The organism is Nocardioides sp. YIM B13467 (assembly GCF_042788075.1).
GTDB lineage: Bacteria > Actinomycetota > Actinomycetes > Propionibacteriales > Nocardioidaceae > Nocardioides.
In genome coordinates this window covers 19,537-37,232 of the sequence record NZ_JBHZPJ010000023.1, presented here as the reverse complement: position 1 = coordinate 37,232, position 17,696 = coordinate 19,537, and the positions used below count along the sequence as shown (strand labels likewise).

Here is a 17,696-nt window from a genome sequence, read left to right as displayed (position 1 = left end):
CCCCCCCCGCGCCGTGCCGCCGGCACTTCCCGAGCGTGCCGGCGGCAGGTCGAATCAGGCGGGCGCCTGCTGGGCGTCAGTGGCGTAATCGCTCGCTGGTCGCGCGGCCGGACGGATGGCCAGTAGTGCGATCGTCGCGACTGCTGCCAAGAACAGGGGCACGGAGAACGCCGCGAACAGTTGAGGCCCACTCCACCCGCGGTCGACCAGGACACCCGCCACGATCGGTGCAGAGATAGCCCCTATTCGGCCGAAAGCCGATGCCCAGCCCATGCCAGTGGTGCGCACTTCGACGGGGTACATGGCGGGTGCGATCGCGTGCACAGCTGCCCCGTTGGCATTCAGCATCAAGCCAATCGCGACCGCGGCCCCGAGCGAGGGAGCAAGGCTGCCGAAGGCGACAACCATTCCCAGGAACGCCAGACCGGCACCCGCGATGGTGACGGCGGCGATGACCGCGCTCGGTGCACGAAGAGCGAGCACGGTGACGATAAGGATTCCGACCACACCGCCGATGTTGAGAACGATGCCGCCACTGATTCCCTGCTGGGCGGAGAGCCCACTTTGCTCGAGGAGTCGGGGGGTCCAGTTCGCGGCGAAGTACAGTCCAGACAGCAGGCTGAAGAACATCAGCCACAAAAGGCCTGTTCGGATTCCGTTCCGACCTCGGAAGATGGCAGAACGAACCCCGACAGCTGCAGACCGCGTGGATGCAGGCAGTTCGGCGAGCGGTCGCATGTTCATGCGAGCAAGGATCGTGTTGATGCGCTTGAGGGAATCTGCCGGGCGCCGCGCGGTGAGGTAGTCCAGGGACTCCGGTAGGGCGCGGAACACGATGGCGATGGTGATCACGCTGAGTACCGCGCCGAGGGCGAACGTGGCGCGCCATCCGTACTGCGCGGTTACCAGGGCGGCGATTGAGCCGCCCAGGACGCCCCCGAGAGGAAGACCCACGGCGAAGAACGCAATCGAGGTCCCTCGGGCACGCAGGTTGCTGTACTCCGACACGATGACGGGTAGTCCTGCAATGACACCGCCGACGCCCACTCCGGTCAGGAATCGGAAGAAACCCAGTGTGCTGATCCCGCTTGCCAGGGTGGACAGCACCATGCCTGCAGTCGCGATGGTCAGGCTCAGAAGCACGAGCGGTCGCCGACCGATTCGATCGGCCAGGGGGGCAAGCGCCGTCGAGCCGACGACGGCCCCGATCAGGCCCGCGCTGAGCAGAAGCCCGATCTGTGACCCGGACAGTTGCCAGTCCGCGGCTACTGCGGATGCAGCGAAGGCCATGACCAGGAGGTCGAAACCTTCGACGATGTTCATGGCCAGACACAGGGCTACCACTTTGACCTGGAACCGGGTCATGGGTTGGCGGTCGATTTGTTCTCTCAAACTCATATGACACCTTCTCGGGAAATCGGCCTTGACTGGCTTCGGCCGGCTTCCGCGCAGCATGCGACTCGTGGGCTGGATGGCGGGGTCGTCCGGTTCATTGCACGGACCGCGTATTTCTCGCTACGCCGGAGCAGGTCCATTGGACGGTCCGCTTTGTTGTTGGCCAGCTGTGACCGTAGCCACAGTTCACCGCATGTGGAGCACGCCGTGGCCGATCCCGTCGCGTCCCCTTGCAGGACGCCCGAGGCCCTGTCCCGACGTGAGGTCCGCACCAACAGTCCCAGGCTGCCGCCGACCACGGATGCCGCGGTCGTCGGTGGCCATCACCGTCACGACAATCCCGTCGTATCGTCAGGAGTGATCCATGCCTTTCATTCAGGTCGTCCTAGGTACAGGTAGGACCGCCGAGCAGAAGCGCGAACTCGTTCTCGCCGTGTCCCGGGCTGCCGCGGAAGCGGTTCAGGTCAGCGAGGCCGCCGTGCGCGTGTGGCTGGTCGAGGTTCCGTCGACCGAGATCGCAGCGGGCGGAGAGATCCTGGCTGAGCGCAACAAGAAAGCGACGGGGGCCTCGTCGTGACCCACTTTGTCCTCGCCCACGGCGGCTGGCACGACGCCTGGTGCTGGGAGTCACTCATCGCGGAGCTTGGCCATTGGGGCCATGAGGCGACCGCCGTGAGCATGCCGACAGATGTCCCGGGCCGGGGAGCTCAGTCCTATGCCGAGGTCATTGCCGCTGCTGTCGTGCCGGAGGGAAGCGTGATCGTCGGCCACTCGCTCGCCGGCCTGATCCTACCGCTGGTGCCGCCCCTGGCTTCGGTCAAAGCCTGTGTGTATCTGGCCGCTCTGCTCCCCGATCCCGGACGCAGCTGGCGTGATCAACTCGGGGACAGGCCGATGGCTGACTGGTTCTACAGTCACGCTCTCCCGTTCCAGCAGCGCGACGAGCAGCAACGGACATTCTGGCCGGCGAAGGTCGCATCTGACTTGTTCTTCCATGACTGCGCCGACGACGTGGCCGCGCGGACCTCCGCCAGATTGCGGCCACAGGCGTCCGATCCGGTCGCCGAGAGGTCACCGGTCCTGTCGTTTCCTAAGGTGCCCACGTACTACGTCATGGGTCGCGACGACCGGGCGGTTTCGACGACATGGGCGGCTGCCGCCTCGGCCGAGCGTCTGGGCGTGGAGCCGATCTGGATTGAGGGCGGACACAGCCTCTTCCTCAGCCGCCCAGCCCAACTTGCAGACGTTCTCGCCGGACTCGGCACGGCGCACACACCCGACCACCACCTGAATGCAAAAGGAGCGACCTCATGACCGTTTCCACCTCCGAAGCCCCGGCCGTCGGCAACTCGTTCGACCACGAACTCAACAGTCGCGTAGCGGACTTCCTGTATCGCGAGGCCGCGCTGCTCGATGATTGGCGACTCGACGAGTGGCTCGAGCTCATGGACGACTCCATCAAGTACCGGGTGCCGGCTTGGGGATACGAGAACGGGGACCCCCGCTCGACGCTCCACGTCGTCAACGACGACCTGCAGCTCATCCGCGGACGAGTGACCCGGCTCAAGAGCAAGCACGCTCACGCTGAGAGCCCGAAGTCATACACCACCCGACAGGTCAGCAACGTGCACGTTGTCGCTCAGGACGGCGAGATCGTCGCGGTTCGAAGCACCTTCACCATCCTGCGCGCTCGGCTCGGCGAGGTCGACCACTTCGTCGGCACGTACACACATCGCCTGCGCTCGGTTGAGCAGAGCGATGGTGGACTCGGGTTCCGCATCATCGAGCGAATCGCTCGACTCGGGCATCCAGTCATCGACGCTGGTGGCACCGTCTCGATCGTTCTCTGAATCTGGAGCGCACAGATGATCAACGGCTACGACATCCACACCCACGTCGTCCCACCAACGATCCCGTTCGTGCCACGGCTCGTGGAACGCGACGCCCGCTGGGCACAACTTCGCCTTTCGTCTGCCGACGCGGCGACGGGCGACGTCGTCGTCGACCACCAGATCTTCCGCACGGTCCGCCGGGTCGCGTTCGATCTAGATGCTCGCGCCGAAGAGGTGCAGGCGAACGGCTCACGAGGCCAGGTGCTTTCCGCGATGCCGGAGCTCTTCGCGACCTGGGCGCCGCGAAATGACGCCAGCGAGTACTGTGCCGCCTTCAACGAGTGGCTCGCGGGCGAGGTGCATCGGTTCCCGGGGCTTTTCATCGGCCTTGGTCTCGTTCCGGTGCAGGCGCCCGACCTGATGCCTGATCTCCTGCACCAGATCGCACAACTGGGGCTCGCCGGCGTCGAGATCCCCTGCGCCAGTCCACTTGGCCCCATCTTCGGTGAGCAGTACGAGGACTTTTTCGCCGCGGCAGAGGAACTCGGGCTCCTGGTGTTCATTCACTCTGTAGGCGACACCTCCGGCTTCTCGAATGGCATGGCGGGAACAGGTGCGGTCTTCCCAGCCCGCATTGGTGAAGCTGTCGCAGGCCTGATCGCCAACGGCGTTATGGAACGGCACCCCGGACTCAAACTGCTGATCAGCCACGGCGGGGGCGGAATGGCCGCCTCTCTCGCTCGACTCGAGTTCATGCGCGGGATGGTTCCGGCCCTCGGCGAGCTCATGCCGCGCCATGCGCACGAGTATGCCCGGCGGATGTGGTTCGACCATCTCGTGTTCGACCCCGACCTTCTCGCGAGCCTCATCAGGACGGTCGGTATCGACCGCGTCGTCTACGGAACGGACTACCCATTCCTGCGAGGAGATGTCGATTCCGTGCTTCGCGCCAGCCCCTTGCCACCTGCGTGCGAACACGTCATTCGAGTGGACAACCCTCACAAGCTTCTCGAACAAATCCCGGCGGCGCAGAGGCCCAGCACGCCCTATCTGTGACCCCCCAACCCGGCCGCCTCGCTCCTAAGGGTGGCTGCACCAAACCGATTCAACCCTGGAAGAAGGACTCCGATGACCCAGATCATGCCGTCTCCTGCAGACGCACCCACCCCAGCGAACGAGTTCGCCTCGATGGTCGATGACCGCATAGAGGAAGGATTCTTCCAGGTCGATCGACGCTCGCTTGTTGACGAGTCGGTCTTCGAAGCCGAGCGTCGCGCCATCTTCGACAAGTGCTGGCTCTACGTGGGGCACGAATCCGAGCTCCCAAACAACGGTGACTACCTTGCACGAGAGGTAGTAGGACGTCCCCTCATCTTCTGGCGCGACGTCAGCGGCGAGCTGCAGGTGTATCTGAACAGCTGCCGGCACCGGGGCGCGCTCCTTTGTCGGGTGCCCGAGGGAAACGCGAAGGGCCTATCTTGCTTCTACCACGCCTGGACCTACTCCAGCACCGGTGAGCTCAGCGCGCTGCCCGACGAGGCTGGCTACGGGGCCGAGTTCGACCGCACGCGTTTCTCGCTCCTCAGCCCACCCAAGGTCGACGTCTATCGCGGATTCGTGTTCTGTTGTTTCGACCCGGACGCAGTCGACCTTCCGACGTACCTGGGTCAGGCGCGCGAGTACATCGATCTCGTTGCGGACCAGTCTCCTGAGATGGAGGTCGTCGACGGGATGCACGAGTACTCGATGGCAGCGAACTGGAAGCTGTTCGTTGAGAACAGCCTTGACGGCTACCATCTGCTTCCGCTTCACAGGACCTACTTTGACTACCTCAAGGAGGCGGAAGGATCGTTCCTTGACCCCCGAAAGGCGACGGAGGCTGAAGCGCTGGGTGGGGGGCACGCAGTCATCACCGTCGAGGGCCCGTGGGCGAGGCCGGTTGCACGGTGGACGCCGGCCATGGGCGAGGAGAACAAGGCGTGGATCGACGATCAGCGCAAGGACCTCGAGCAGCGGTTTGGCCCCGAGCGGTCTCGCCGGATCGCTGAGACCGACCGAAACTTGCTGGTTTTTCCCAACCTCGTCATCAACGACATCATGGGAATAGTGATCCGGACCATCACGCCTACCTCCGCCGGCCAGACCCGGATCGCTCAGTGGAGTCTGGCCACGAAGGGGGAACCGGAGGACGTTCGAGCACGTCGTCTGGACTCCTACATCACATTCCAGGGACCAGGTGGGCTGGCGACGCCTGACGACATGGAGGCGTGCGAGTCGTGCCAGATCGGCTTCCAAACGGCGACAGAAGCTCCCTGGTCCGACATCTCCAGGGGCATCGAGAAGGAACGGTCCGGAGAGCCGCTCGCGGCATCGGACGAGATCCAGCAGCGAACCTTCTGGCGACACTGGCGCGATCTCGTGGAGGGTTAAGGCCGAGGCATCCTAGATGCGACTGGGGACCGAGGAGGCCGGCCAGCATCGCTCGGTCTCCGATCGCTTAGTACTCATCGTGGAAACCGTGTCGCGGCAGCAGCGCCCTGTTGGGTTGACCAGGCTGGCGGCACTCACCGGGATGGCGAAGCCGACTGTGCACCGGTTAGCCGCCGAACTTGTGCGACACCGGCTGCTCGAGCATGACGATGCCGGCTACACCTTGGGCTTTCACCTCTTCGAGTTGGGACAGCAGGTCCCAGCCTCACGTCGGCTACGAGACATCGCTCTACCTCTAATGTCGGATCTGCTAGCGGCGACCCACGAGATCGTCCAGCTTGGGGTGCTCGATGGCACAGAAATCGTTTACGTCGAGAAACTCACGGGGCCGCGCAGCGCTGAGGCGCCTTCGAGGGTTGGGTCCAGGCTCCCTGCGTACCAGAGCGCACTGGGCAAGGCGATCTTGGCATTCAGTGATGCTGATGCCGTTGACCTCGTGCTTCGATCGCCGATGCCTGCGGCAACTTCCGCGACCATCACGACGGCGCCCCGGTTCGTTCGGGAACTGGCTTCGGTGCGAGATCAGGGCGTTGCCTACGACCGAGGGGAGGGGGTCGCAGGCATCGTCTGCATCGGTGCGCCGGTCCTTGACTCCACGGGCCGTGCGGTTGCGGCCATTTCCATCACCGGGCCAAGCCATCGGCTGCGGCCACAGCAAATTTCCTACGCAGTGAGAACAGCTGCCCTGAGTATCAGCCGGACTATGAATGCGCGGGTGCTTCGAGATGCTTGAGGGACGTGCCCTGGTCAAACCGCCAGCCACGGACGAGTCAAATGACGTAGCGGTCGCGGAACTCCGTGGGGGTCTGCTTCGCGTTCTGGCAGAAGAACTTCGTGACGCGGTGGCCTCGCGGAAGCCCACCCGCTGGGAGATTGACGCTGCGGGCAGGTCGGTGTGCATGAGCAGGCGCTTGGCTTCCAGCAGCACCCGGTCGTCGATGAAACGCTTGGCGCCACAGCCGACCGCTGCCTGGCTGGCCCTGGTCAGGGTGCGCACGCTGTAGCCGAGTTGGGCGGCGTAGTCGGCGACACGATGGGTGCGCGCGAAGTCCCGCTCGACTGCGGCCTGAAAGCGCGGGAACGCGTCCCCGTCGATCGACTGCCGCTGCGTGCCCTGCGCGGCGGCCAGTCGCAGCACGAGGACGGCCAGGAGATGGCGCAGGAGCTCCACCTGCATCTCCGATGGCCGTTCGCTCCACTGCGCATAGGCGGCCTCGAGCAGGTCCAGCACCTGCCACAGGGAGTCGCGCTCGGCTCGCCGAGCGCGGGTACCGGGTCCGCGTGATCGTCGCCGAGCCCTTTCATTAGGCGCCAGGAGACCTGCTCGATGCCCGTTTCATCGATGTCGCGGCCGACAAGGGTGCTAGTCAGGCTCGTGCGGCAGCCGCCGAACTGCTGAGGTGGTGGCACGACTGATCTCCTGATCGGCTCAGCCGGACATATGTCTGATGACGGCGTCATCTGTCCTGAATGTATGCCGGGGACAGGGTTTTCGCCTCTGCTGGTGGTAGTTCTCAGACACCATGACACGACGGGAGCGGCAGGTGAACGCACGACGCCGTCGTCGGCGCCGCAGTCGATGCACCGGTATTGGCCAGGGTGAATAGGTCACTCTTCATGTGGGTAGGTATCAAGGCGTCCGGCGAGGGCGGTCGAAAGGCACCGGTTCCTAGGCGCCCGTAAGAACCATATTCGAGTCTGGTGTAGGTGTGGATGGTTTCTAAGGCGTCGAGTTTTCTCAAACATCGCCTAGAAGTCGGCGGCGTTCCCGCTTGGAACGTGTCAATTCGTGATGCGACGTTCGATTGGCGACGTCATGTCCAGGTCAATACGCGTCCCGATTACGTATCCGCTTCGCCATGTTCGGTCCAGAGCCCGTGCCATATGGATGAGGTGCACACTGTTGGACCGCTGGACATCCAGGACGATTTCTTGGCTCTGTTGTCCTACCAGCTGGGGTATGACCGCGGCAGGTCGGACATTGGCGGACATTCTCTGCGTCGAACGGCGTCATGCGACAGGCGCGGCCAGGATCACGTCGCCGATTCGGTGCGGCATGGCGAGCGAATCAACCTGACGCACGCCAGTCGACCAGTTCGTGCATCCCCGACCCCGCCGTCACGAGTGGCAGGACCGGCACGAAGCAGCGGGGCGACTGGCCCAGCAGGAAGCGAACAGCTGCGGCAACGTCTTCGGCTGGGATCATGCGATCACGCGTGTGTTCGGGCGCCCAGTTGGTGCCTGGGGTGTCGACGAGTCCGGGTGTCAGTGCGGTGATGTGGATGCCGTCGGGGCTCAGCTCGGCATGGAGGGAGCTCGAGAGGGCAACCAGGGCTGCCTTGGTGGCGGAGTAGACGGACGCGTACGGGGGCGTCTCGGTAGCCGTCATCGAGCTGACGTTGATGATCCAGCTCGCGCCGTTGCTCCTGGCGGCGTCGCTCAGCTGAGGTAGAGCTTCCTGGATGAGTCTCACAGTGCTGCGGAGGTTCAGCGTGAGCTCCAGGTCGAGCTCCTTGGAGGTCTTCTGCTGGATCGGGCCGATGAGGCCGGCACCGGCGTTGTTGACCAGAAGGTCCAACCGAGCGTGACGGCGTACGTGCTCGGCGACCACATCCTTGGCAACGTCGGTCGCCAAGTTGGCGGCAACGATGTGGACGTGGTCGGTTCCGAGGTCGGCAGCGGCGCTCAGCAGCTTGTTGCGGTCGCGGCCTACCAAGGTCACCGACCAGCCCTGGTCGACGAGCATGGCGGCGATCGCCAGTCCGATGCCTGCCGAGCCGCCGGTCACGAGTGCGGCGGGGGCGCTCATGCCAGTGAGCGCCGTTCGTCATCGACCCGGGCAGCGATCTGAGCGTGCAGACGCTTCTTGTCGATCTTGCCCACCGCTGTCTTGGGCATCTCCTCGATCCACTCGAGCCGCTCGGGCCATTTGAATTTGGCCACGCCGAGACCGTCGAGGTGACGTTGGATTTCGGCCATGGAGAGCGGCCCTCCGCGTCCGACGAGATAAGCACACGACCGCTCGCCGAGTCTCTCGTCGGGCATGGCTACGACGGCAGCGCCGATGATGTCGGGGTGGCGCAGCAGCAGGACCTCGACCTCCTCGGCATTGATCTTCTCGCCTCCGCGGTTGATGACGTCTTTGAGTCGCCCCTCGACCGAGAGGAATCGTGAGGTCCCGTAGGTCTGCACGGCGACTAGGTCTCCGGTCCGATAGAGGCCGGTCGAGGTGAACGCGCCGAGATTGTGCTCGGGGGCATCGAAGTATCCGCGCAGTGTGTAGGGCCCGGCGCAGCAGAGCTCTCCTACCTCTCCGTCGGCAACCTCGTCCTCGGAACCGGGGGCCATGACGGCGAATGAGTCCGCGGGAGAGAGTCCGGAGCCGACCGTCGTGAGGCGGGCCTCACGGGGTGCGTCGAGCGGTGTGACCGCGAAGAACCCCTCGCCCATCCCGAACAGCTGACCGCTCCAGATACCGAGCCCCTCCAGACGCTCGAAGATCGGAAGGGGCACCTTTGCGCCTGAGAGCACCACCGTCCGAAGGGTCGGTGCGAGCTCGTCGAACTCGGGGGAGCGGACGGCGTTGTAGTGGCCGTGGCCGAGGAGCACGTCGGTGACCCGGGAAGCTGCGAGGAGTGGAAGAGCCTCGGAGAGGTCGGGGGTCGCGAGGATGAGCGCGCCCCCGACACTGTGGGGGCCGTGCAGTCCGCAGACGATCCCGGCGTTGTGGATCAGCGGGATCAGGTGACCGTTGCGCGTGCTTTCGTCCCAATCCCACGCGGCGGCGTAGGCGCGTGCGTTGTACCAGTACTCGGCGTGCAGGCGTGGGATGACCTTCGGGACGCCGGTCGTTCCTCCCGACAGCTGGAAGACCGCGACTTCGTCAGGGTCGATGCCCGCCTGAATGGAGTCGACGATCTTGCGGGCGGTGGCGGCATCCAGGTGCTGGCCGAGATCCTCGATCCGAGTTCCTGCCCGGTCGGGGCCGGCCGCGATCGTGAGGAGATGACGTAACTGGGGATGCTCGGCCTGCTGCTCCTCGGCGAAGGCGACGAGGTCGAAGCCGCGGGTCCCCGACTCGACCAGGTGCGCGACGGCGCCGGTGCGCTCCGCGATCGTTCCGATCTCGTGCGCACGGTGTACGGCCAGCGTGCAGACCGGGATGAGGCCGGCCTTGAGAACGGCGTACCAGGCGACGACCGTCGGGAGTCGGTTGGTGACCTGGAACAGGACGCGATCCCCGGGTTCGAGGCCGAGCTCGACAAGTCCGGCGGCCACGCGGTCGGCCCGCTCGTCGAGCTCGGCATAGGAGAGCCGACCCTCTGAGGTGATGACCGCGTCGCGCGCGGCGTACTTCTCGGCGACCGCGCGAAACTCGGCCGCGATGGGGAGCGTCCCCCAGAGACCTTCGGCGCGGTACGTCGACACGAGCTCCTGCGGGAACGGGACGACTCGTCCCGACCAGTCGATGCTGCCCATCCTCTGCCCCTCGGCATCTCGCCGCGACGGCCCTGTGACCGTCGACATCAGTCTGCACCGTAAACCGAATTCAACGGGAGCGTCAACTTCTTGACGCAAATGTAGAACGAGGCTACCGTGGAGGTACTTGTCGTCGGCCGAAAGGCATCATCGTGGAACTGCGTTCCGTCGCCGTCCTGGGCGGAGGTCCAGGCGGCCTGTACGTCGCTCGCCTCCTCAAGCTGCGCCATCCCCACTGCGCCGTGGACTTGTACGAGCAGAGCCAGCCACACCAGACGTTCGGCTTCGGCGTGGGGCTCGCGACCCGGACCCAGCGCAACCTCGAGGCCGCAGACCCGGAGAGTCTGGCCGCGATCGTCCAGCGGTCGTTCCAGCACGAGATGGCGATGGAGGTCCGCGGACAGCGTGCGCTGCTACCCGTCGACAACCTGATCGCCATCGGTCGATCGACACTGTTGGACGTCCTGCGCCGGCATGCGGAGGAGTCCGGGGTCCGGTTGCATTACGGTGAGCGGGTGTCGGCGGCGGAGCTCGACGCCGAGTTGGTGATCGCGGCGGACGGCGTGAGCAGTGCGACTCGGGAGGGGGCCGACGACGCCTTCGGTGTCACCGTCGAGACTCACGATTCCCTCTATCTATGGTGCGGAACCGAATTCGCTCTCCCGAGCGCCGTGTTCCTGCCTGTCGAGACCGAGCACGGCACGTTCGTGGCGCACGGCTACCCCTACGCGCCGGACCGCAGCACGTTCCTCGTCGAGACGGACGAGGAGACCTGGCGTCGGGCCGGCTTCGACCTGACGACGGTTCGCACCCCGTTCGACCAGACCGACGAGGAGTCGCTGGCATACCTCAGCGCTGCGTTCGCGGACGAGCTGCAGGGCCACCCCCTCATCGGCAACCGGACCCGCTGGCTTCAGTTCCGCACCGTCCGCTGCGCCCGATGGCACCACCGCAACGTCGTGCTGCTGGGGGACGCGGCCCATACGGCGCACTACTCGATCGGCTCCGGGACGAAGCTTGCCATGGAGGACGGCATTGCCCTCGACGCCGCCCTGGCGGCGGCACCGGACCTGCCGTCGGCACTCGCCCGCTACGAGACCGAGCGTCGGCCTGCGGTCGAGCATCTCCAGGAGACCGCTCGACGCAGCATGCGCTGGTGGGACACGTTCCCCGACCGGCTCGACCTTCCTGTCGACCAGCTGCTCATCGCTTATATGACGCGTGCCGGGAAGGTGAGCGTCGACCGCTTCGCCACCCTCGCCGGCGAGGTCGTACGTCGCGGGCTGAGCCAGTACGCCGGGTGCGAGGTCTCCGACGTGCCCGACGACGACCGCACCCCGTGGATCCTGTCGCGGCCCTTGGTTCGAGACGGCCGGACCTGGTCATCGCGGTCCGTCTCCCTCGAGGAGCTCGGCGACCATCACGAGCTCGTCGTCGACGTACGCGACCCTTGGGGCCCGGACGGGGACGCCTTGGTGAAGCGCCTGGCCACCGGTATCGACCACTCCGCGAGCAGCGTGCTCCTTCGCGCCGAGGGCGACCTCGGCGCGACGCTCACGATGTTCGACATGGGGGAGCGACTGCGCCGGGAGACTGGCATGGTCGTCGCGGCACGGGTCGACGAGCGCTGGATCGAGCATGCCATCGCCGGGCTGGCCAGTGGCCGCATCGACCTGGTGGTCCGCACAACGTCCTGATGCGCCGCTCAGCTGCACGAGGGCCCGATCTCCGAGAATGTGATCGGGCCCTTTGTCGTCCGGATTGATCCTCACGTAGGACAAACGGAACACAAATGGGAACCGCCGTGCCACGGGAACTCCCGTGGCACGGGAACTCCCGTGGCACGGCGGCTGCATTCGGCGTTCAGAACCGCTGGTGGAGCCAGTCCTCGATACGCGTCGCCGCCAGCGATGTGCCGGTCGGCGCGCCGGAACGGATCGGCCCACCGAAGTGAGTGCCCTGCACCGCGTCGACGGTCAGGTCGCTCGCCGCCAGGGCATCGCTCATCGCCGCGATGTCTGCGGGGAAGGACGCCTGATCCCCGGTGAACTCCAGGAGGAGGGTGGGGACGGTGACGCCCGGGGCGCAGCGGACGAAGTCGGCGTTGGTGGTGTTGGCCGACCACGTCGAGAGCCAAGCCTCGGCCGTGCTCAGCCGACCGAAGCCGACGAGGCCATAGTTCGTCAGGTCCGGGCGCCGCCCGAACAGAGAGCCGTATGGCCGCTCGTTGGGATCGAGAGTGAGGTCGACGTTGCGCAGATCCGCATCGGTCCGGTGCACAGTGATCAGCCGCGGCGCCAGCGCACGCCGCCGCGCGGCCGGGTCCCCGCTCTCCCGGAACTCCTCGTTCGCGAGGCGGGCCTGCTCGACGTGCCTACGCGCGACCTCATCGATCCGGCGCAGCCGTTGCTCCTGCGCTTCCCGGTAACGTCCGACGAACTCGGCGGCGTACCGGGTCGGCTGCGGGGCCGCCTGATAGCCGTTGCGGGCGTCGAACGGGTCGAGCTCCGGATCGACCGACAAGGGGTCGGCCTCGTCCACGACAGACGGATCGATCACGCGGCGGAGCAGGGCGCCCTGGCCGGGGTGAGGAGCAAGGAAGACGACTCCGTCCGGCAGCGGCATATCGGCGCTGGACAGCGCGACCGGGCGTCCCGAGGGGGCCGTGACCAGTCGCCGCGCCGGATCGAGATCGGCCTGCTGACAGTAGAAGGCGGCCAACGTGCCACCGCCCGAGTGCCCAAGGGACACCACGCCGAGTCCTCTCGACCGCAGGAAAGCATGCCCCGCCGCGAAGTCGAGTAGCGCTTGCTCATGAATGAGTGAGAGGTCGTTGTTGGGTGAGCGCGATCCCTGGGTCCACACCGCGTAGCCCGAGCGAAGGAGGTACGGCACCAGAGAGTGATGGGTGACGTCCTGACGCGGGTGCATGATCGTCACGACGGTCTGCGCGCTCGCGGGCATCCGCAGCACGCCGGTGACCTTGGCGTCATCGGCCGTGACGAGCTCGTGGATCGAGGTGACCACGCCGTCGGGCGCGTCGATCGCATCGACGTAGCGGCCGGCGCCGAGCCGGGTCGTCGTGTGCGCCGATGAGCTGGTCATCGGCGCTCCAGCCGGAGCGCGTCCTTGTCCCACTGGGCGATTCGGCAGCCGTCGAGGCCACCGACGCAGCTGTACCAGACGGCGTGACGGGCGCCTGTCGCTCGCCGATCGATGACGACCGGCTCCTCGGATGCGATGACGAAGTACGGGCCGAGCTTGTCGACCTCGACGCCCGGCACGTCCTTCGCCACGGCGGCGATCGCGGTGTTCTCGGGGACGTCGAGCATGAAGAGGCGGTGCGTCATCGCGCCACCGGCCCTTCCGGTCCGGCAACCTGATCGGAGCGGGCGTCCTCGATCAAGACCTTCTGGTCCTCCTGCCAGGCCTCGGCCCGCTCGACGATCAGCTCGGCCTTGCGTACGAGCAGGTCGTCCATGCCGGCGCCGGGACGCTGGGCGATGTCGACAAGGGCGTCGATGGTCAGGTTGGCGTCCAGGTCCTCCTGCGGGGTGACAGGGCGCAGCGCGCGGGTGATCTCGACCATGTAGCCGTTGGGATCATGGGTGTAGATCGACTCGATCGTCTCGTGCTGGATCTGCATCTCGACGGGCCACTGGCTCGCATCGAGCCGCTTGCGGTACTCCAGCAGGTGGTCCTCGCTGTCGACATGGATCGCCAGGTGGCGTGAGCGCACGAACCATTCCGGAGTCTCGTCCCCGAACTGGGCGTACACGTCACCCTTCGCCACCTCGGGCGCAGGCAGCCCGAAGTAGTAGAAGAAGGCGATCCTGTCGTCGTTGCCGATGTCGAAGAAGAAGTGGATGAAGTCCGGGTGGTCGTCGGGCCCCCAGCCGGCGGCACAGATCGAGTGCACGACCGGGAAACCCAAGGTGTCCCGGTAGAAGCGCACCGTGCCGACGGGGTCGAACGTGGGGAAGGCGGCGTGGTCGACGCCACGGACCAGGTGCTGGTCGGAGAGCGAGCTCATCGGATTCCTTTCGCCGTTGATCGCGCGGGGGGTCAGGTGGTGGGCTGCAGGCTGTCGGCGCGCAGCAGGGAACCTGCGCCGGGGATGTCCACCGGCAGTCCCGCGGCGCGCAGGATGCTGTAGGCGCCGGCCGTCGCGGCGGACAGTACTGGCACACCCAGCTCCTGCTCGGCCGCCTCGACGAGGGGGAGCGACGGCATCTGGACGCATGCCGAGATGACGAGAGCATCGACATCGGCCAGGTCGAGGCTTCGGGCTGCCTCCATGACCCGGTCGCCGGGGATACAACCGACCTCGCGGTTGTCCTCGACCTCGAGCGCACGCCAGTCGGAGACCTCGAAGCCTTCGGCCTCGAGGTAGGTCACGACCTTCTGCGCGAGCGGCTTCATGTAGGGGGTGACCAGCGCGATGCGTCGCGCCGACAGCGCTCGGAGTCCTTCGACCAAGGCCCCTGCGCTCGAGCGGACGCGCGCATCGGCACCGCCGGTCGCGAGCTGCTCGGCGACGAGGCCCTCGACCCGCTGATGCTCGCCCGGCCCTACAGACATCAGGGCGACCAGGCAGGCATAGAGGATGACGTCGGGCGAAGCGTCACCGAGCTCGAGGATGCAGCGCTCGCGCTGAGCGTTCATTGCGGCGAGCTGTTCGGGCGAGACCTTCGCCATCCGCATGCGGCTGGCGTGGAACGAGAAGCTCGCCTGCGGGTGCCGGTTCAGAATCGCCGGCATCTCCGTCTCGACCGTCACGTTGGAGCTCGGGACGACCAAGCCGATTCGTACGTGGTTCATGAGGGTCCTTTCTTCTTGACTCATGATTCAACGCACGTGACAAAAAGTCAACGTATGTGTCAATCAATCGGCTCCACTGGTCCTTGACATCAAAGTCAAACTATTGACGGAGATGTCACATCGTTCTACCGTCTGCGTCGACACCAAGGAGTTCGACATGCAGACATCCACGACCGCGACTGGAGCCGGGCTCAACGTCCGGCGAACCCCCAGAGCCGTTCTCGCGCTGAGCTTCGCCGCGCTTGCCCTCGAGGGCTATGACCTGATCATGTACGGCACGGTGGTTCCGAGCCTGCTGAGCTACCAGGCCTGGGATCTGACCCCTGAGCGAGCAGGCTTCCTCGGTTCGCTCGCCGTCTTCGGCATGCTGATGGGTGCCCTGGGCTCGGGGGCCCTGACGGACAGGATCGGGCGACGCAAGACCATGGTGCTGAGCGTGACCCTGTTCTCTGTCGCGATGGGGTTGTGCGCCGTTGCTGGAAGTCCTGGCCAGTTCGGGTTCTTCCGGTTCATCGTCGGTCTCGGCGCTGGCGGGCTCATGCCAACCGTCGTCGCGCTCATCGTCGAGTATTCGCCGAGACACCGGCGAAGCTTCAACACGGCCATCGCCTTCACTGGCGTCGGCATCGGCGGCGCCTTCGCAGGCCTGCTCGCCATCGTCCTCGTGCCCACCTACGGCTTCCGGGCGATGTTCGCCGTCGGGTTGGCACCGTTGATCATCGTGCTGCCCCTCTTGCTTCGTCACCTTCCCGAATCGGTTGAGTACCTTCGAGCGCGGGGCCGCACGGAAGAGGCTCGCGCGGTGATCGAGCGCCATGGCCTAGAGGTCGACCTCGAGAGCGTCGACGGTTCGGCCGCCGCCGTAGCCGCAGGTGGAACGACCCAACGACGGACGCAGATGCGCACCATCCTCGGCAAGGAACTGCTGGCGACCACGCTGCTCTTCTGGGTAGCGACGTTCCTGTGCCTCCTGGTGCTGTTCGGCGCGAACGCGTGGCTGCCTGCGCTCATGGTCAAGGCCGGCTACGGGCTGGGCTCGGCGCTGTCCTTCCTTCTGGTGCTCAACCTCGGCGCCGTCTTCGGAACCCTGGCCGCCTCGCCACTGGCCGATCGATTCGGCTCGAAGCCGGTTGTCGCTGCGGCGTTCCTGGCCGCCGCGGGGTCACTCTCGCTGCTCGCCCTGCACCCGCCGACCGCTGTCGTCTACCTCCTCGTCGCGATAGCGGGTGTGGGCACCACCGGCACCCAGATCCTGGTCAACACCTATGTCGGAACCTCCTACCCGACCGACAGCCGGGCGACGGCCCTCGGCCTGTCCCTGGGGGTCGGCCGCTTGGGCGGCGTCCTGGGGCCCATCTACGGTGGCTATCTGCTGGCTACCGGTCTATCGGCCTCCGGCCAGTTCTACGCGTACGCTGCGCCCGCGCTCGTCGGCTGCTTGGTCATTCTCGCCATCCCCGGCGCTAAGCGGACCGGCCTGCCGGCGGGGACTGGTACCCATGCGTGAGGCTGTGATCGTCAGCACCGCGCGGACACCGATCGGAAGGGCATACCGGGGCGCGTTGAGCGGGGTTTCTGCGCCGGAGATGGCGGCGCACGCCATCTCGGCAGCGCTCGGTCGCACGCCGGTCGAGGGCGGTGAGGTGGAGGACGTCGTCCTGGGTTGCGCCATGCAGGAAGGAACGTCCAGCTACAACGTCGCACGACAGGCGGCCTTACGGGCGGGGCTACCGACCAGCGTCCCAGGCATGAGCCTTGACCGGCAATGCGCCTCGGGCCTGATGGCGATCGCGACCGCAGCGAAGCAGATCGTGGTCGACGGCATGCAGGTGGCGGTCGGAGGTGGAGTCGAGTCGATCTCGTTGGTGCAGAACGACCACCGCAACACCTACCGTGCACAGGACGACTGGCTTGCGGAACGAGGGCACGCCATCTACGTGAGCATGCTGGAAACGGCAGAGACCGTCGCGGAACGCTACGGCGTCACGCGGGAGACGCAAGACCAGTACGCCCTCGAGTCTCAGCGGCGTACCGCGACGGCGCAAGCGGCAGGTCTGTTCGCGGAAGAGATTGCTCCGTTCCATCTCGAAGCGGACGAGGGCAATCGCCCCTCGACGACCATCGAGGGTCTCCGTGGGCTGTCGCCCGTACTCCCGGGCCGTCCGGCACGCCCGGCGACGGTGACCGCGGGGAACGCATCGCAGCTGTCGGACGGCGCTGCGGCCGTCGTCCTCATGGAGGCTGGCGAGGCGTCCCGGCGCGGCCTTGATCCGCTGGGCGTCTATCGCGGGATGGCGGTGGCAGGATGCGAGCCGGACGAGATGGGAATCGGTCCGATCTTCGCGATCCCCCGACTGCTGCGCCAGCACGGCCTCGATGTCGACGACATCGATCTATGGGAGCTCAACGAGGCGTTCGCCTCTCAAGCGGTGTACTGCCGCGACCGGCTGGGGATCGACCCCGACCGATACAACGTCAACGGCGGGGCCATCGCCATCGGCCACCCCTACGGGATGAGCGGGGCCCGCATGGTCGGCCACGCGCTTCTGGAAGGGCGACGCCGAGGAGCGCGGTACGTCGTCGTCAGCATGTGCGTCGGCGGCGGTATGGGCGCGGCTGGACTCTTCGAGCTGCGATGACGCGCCATGCCGCTTGACGTGACCGTAAAATCGATAACAT

Annotated in this window: 16 protein-coding genes and 1 pseudogene; 9 read left to right on the top strand and 8 right to left on the bottom strand. The window is 66.1% G+C overall.

The annotated features are described in order from the left end of the window. Positions 1 to 54: 54 nt before the first annotated feature. Positions 55 to 1,398, bottom strand: a complete 1,344-nt coding sequence (locus ACFX43_RS05725) for an MFS transporter (RefSeq protein ID WP_378818052.1) — start codon at positions 1,396 to 1,398, stop codon at positions 55 to 57. A gap of 361 nt (positions 1,399 to 1,759) precedes the next feature. Here ACFX43_RS05725 and ACFX43_RS05720 point away from each other — a divergent pair, with 361 nt between their 5' ends. From ACFX43_RS05720 to ACFX43_RS05695, 6 genes are all read left to right on the top strand, one after another. Continuing rightward, the gene (locus tag ACFX43_RS05720) at positions 1,760 to 1,972 is read left to right on the top strand and encodes a tautomerase family protein (RefSeq protein WP_378818050.1); all 213 of its coding nucleotides are present in this window, start codon (positions 1,760 to 1,762) and stop codon (positions 1,970 to 1,972) included. After that, complete coding sequence (locus ACFX43_RS05715) at positions 1,969 to 2,709, top strand: alpha/beta hydrolase (protein WP_378818048.1); 741 nt, start codon at positions 1,969 to 1,971, stop codon at positions 2,707 to 2,709. Before ACFX43_RS05720 ends, ACFX43_RS05715 begins: the two co-directional genes overlap by 4 nt. Continuing rightward, positions 2,706 to 3,245: an aromatic-ring-hydroxylating dioxygenase subunit beta gene (locus ACFX43_RS05710; protein ID WP_378818045.1), complete on the top strand. Its 540-nt coding sequence runs from the start codon at positions 2,706 to 2,708 to the stop codon at positions 3,243 to 3,245. Before ACFX43_RS05715 ends, ACFX43_RS05710 begins: the two co-directional genes overlap by 4 nt. A 15-nt stretch (positions 3,246 to 3,260) precedes the next feature. Continuing rightward, positions 3,261 to 4,283: an amidohydrolase family protein gene (locus tag ACFX43_RS05705; protein WP_378818042.1), complete on the top strand. Its 1,023-nt coding sequence runs from the start codon at positions 3,261 to 3,263 to the stop codon at positions 4,281 to 4,283. Between the two features lie 72 nt (positions 4,284 to 4,355). Then, positions 4,356 to 5,657 carry an SRPBCC family protein gene (locus ACFX43_RS05700; RefSeq protein ID WP_378818039.1) on the top strand — a complete coding sequence of 434 codons (1,302 nt, stop codon included), beginning with the start codon at positions 4,356 to 4,358 and terminating at the stop codon, positions 5,655 to 5,657. 16 nt (positions 5,658 to 5,673) lie between these two features. After that, entirely contained in the window at positions 5,674 to 6,450 is a 777-nt protein-coding gene (locus ACFX43_RS05695; RefSeq protein WP_378818057.1) for an IclR family transcriptional regulator, read from the top strand. A gap of 93 nt (positions 6,451 to 6,543) precedes the next feature. Here ACFX43_RS05695 and ACFX43_RS05690 read toward each other — a convergent pair. From ACFX43_RS05690 to ACFX43_RS05680, 3 genes and pseudogenes are all read right to left on the bottom strand, one after another. Beyond that, positions 6,544 to 6,894: pseudogene (locus tag ACFX43_RS05690) on the bottom strand (helix-turn-helix domain-containing protein); the annotation flags it as partial. An 891-nt stretch (positions 6,895 to 7,785) separates the two neighbouring features. Then, positions 7,786 to 8,526, bottom strand: a complete 741-nt coding sequence (locus ACFX43_RS05685) for an SDR family NAD(P)-dependent oxidoreductase (protein ID WP_378818036.1) — start codon at positions 8,524 to 8,526, stop codon at positions 7,786 to 7,788. Further along, positions 8,523 to 10,196 carry a (2,3-dihydroxybenzoyl)adenylate synthase gene (locus ACFX43_RS05680; protein WP_378818033.1) on the bottom strand — a complete coding sequence of 558 codons (1,674 nt, stop codon included), beginning with the start codon at positions 10,194 to 10,196 and terminating at the stop codon, positions 8,523 to 8,525. Before ACFX43_RS05680 ends, ACFX43_RS05685 begins: the two co-directional genes overlap by 4 nt. A 152-nt stretch (positions 10,197 to 10,348) precedes the next feature. Between ACFX43_RS05680 and ACFX43_RS05675 the strand changes: the two genes are divergently transcribed. Continuing rightward, entirely contained in the window at positions 10,349 to 11,893 is a 1,545-nt protein-coding gene (locus tag ACFX43_RS05675) for an FAD-dependent monooxygenase (RefSeq protein WP_378818030.1), read from the top strand. Positions 11,894 to 12,059: 166 nt separating this feature from the next. On the opposite strand, the gene ACFX43_RS05670 is transcribed toward ACFX43_RS05675, so the two are convergent. Genes ACFX43_RS05670 through ACFX43_RS05655 form a run of 4 tightly spaced genes read right to left on the bottom strand, consistent with a single transcriptional unit; the run spans position 12,060 to position 15,017 of the window. Beyond that, complete coding sequence (locus ACFX43_RS05670; RefSeq protein WP_378818028.1) at positions 12,060 to 13,301, bottom strand: alpha/beta hydrolase; 1,242 nt, start codon at positions 13,299 to 13,301, stop codon at positions 12,060 to 12,062. Next, positions 13,298 to 13,546, bottom strand: coding sequence for a hypothetical protein (locus ACFX43_RS05665; RefSeq protein WP_378818025.1), 249 nt, complete (start codon positions 13,544 to 13,546; stop codon positions 13,298 to 13,300). Before ACFX43_RS05665 ends, ACFX43_RS05670 begins: the two co-directional genes overlap by 4 nt. Beyond that, positions 13,543 to 14,229, bottom strand: a complete 687-nt coding sequence (locus ACFX43_RS05660; RefSeq protein WP_378818023.1) for a VOC family protein — start codon at positions 14,227 to 14,229, stop codon at positions 13,543 to 13,545. The genes ACFX43_RS05665 and ACFX43_RS05660 overlap by 4 nt, the downstream gene beginning before the upstream one ends. A gap of 32 nt (positions 14,230 to 14,261) precedes the next feature. After that, positions 14,262 to 15,017 carry a maleate cis-trans isomerase gene (locus ACFX43_RS05655; RefSeq protein ID WP_378818021.1) on the bottom strand — a complete coding sequence of 252 codons (756 nt, stop codon included), beginning with the start codon at positions 15,015 to 15,017 and terminating at the stop codon, positions 14,262 to 14,264. 157 nt (positions 15,018 to 15,174) lie between these two features. Here ACFX43_RS05655 and ACFX43_RS05650 point away from each other — a divergent pair, with 157 nt between their 5' ends. Both ACFX43_RS05650 and ACFX43_RS05645 read left to right on the top strand, forming a co-directional pair. Beyond that, positions 15,175 to 16,524 carry an MFS transporter gene (locus ACFX43_RS05650; protein ID WP_378818019.1) on the top strand — a complete coding sequence of 450 codons (1,350 nt, stop codon included), beginning with the start codon at positions 15,175 to 15,177 and terminating at the stop codon, positions 16,522 to 16,524. Beyond that, positions 16,517 to 17,656 carry an acetyl-CoA C-acyltransferase gene (locus ACFX43_RS05645; protein WP_378818016.1) on the top strand — a complete coding sequence of 380 codons (1,140 nt, stop codon included), beginning with the start codon at positions 16,517 to 16,519 and terminating at the stop codon, positions 17,654 to 17,656. Before ACFX43_RS05650 ends, ACFX43_RS05645 begins: the two co-directional genes overlap by 8 nt. The last annotated feature ends 40 nt before the right edge of the window (positions 17,657 to 17,696 follow it).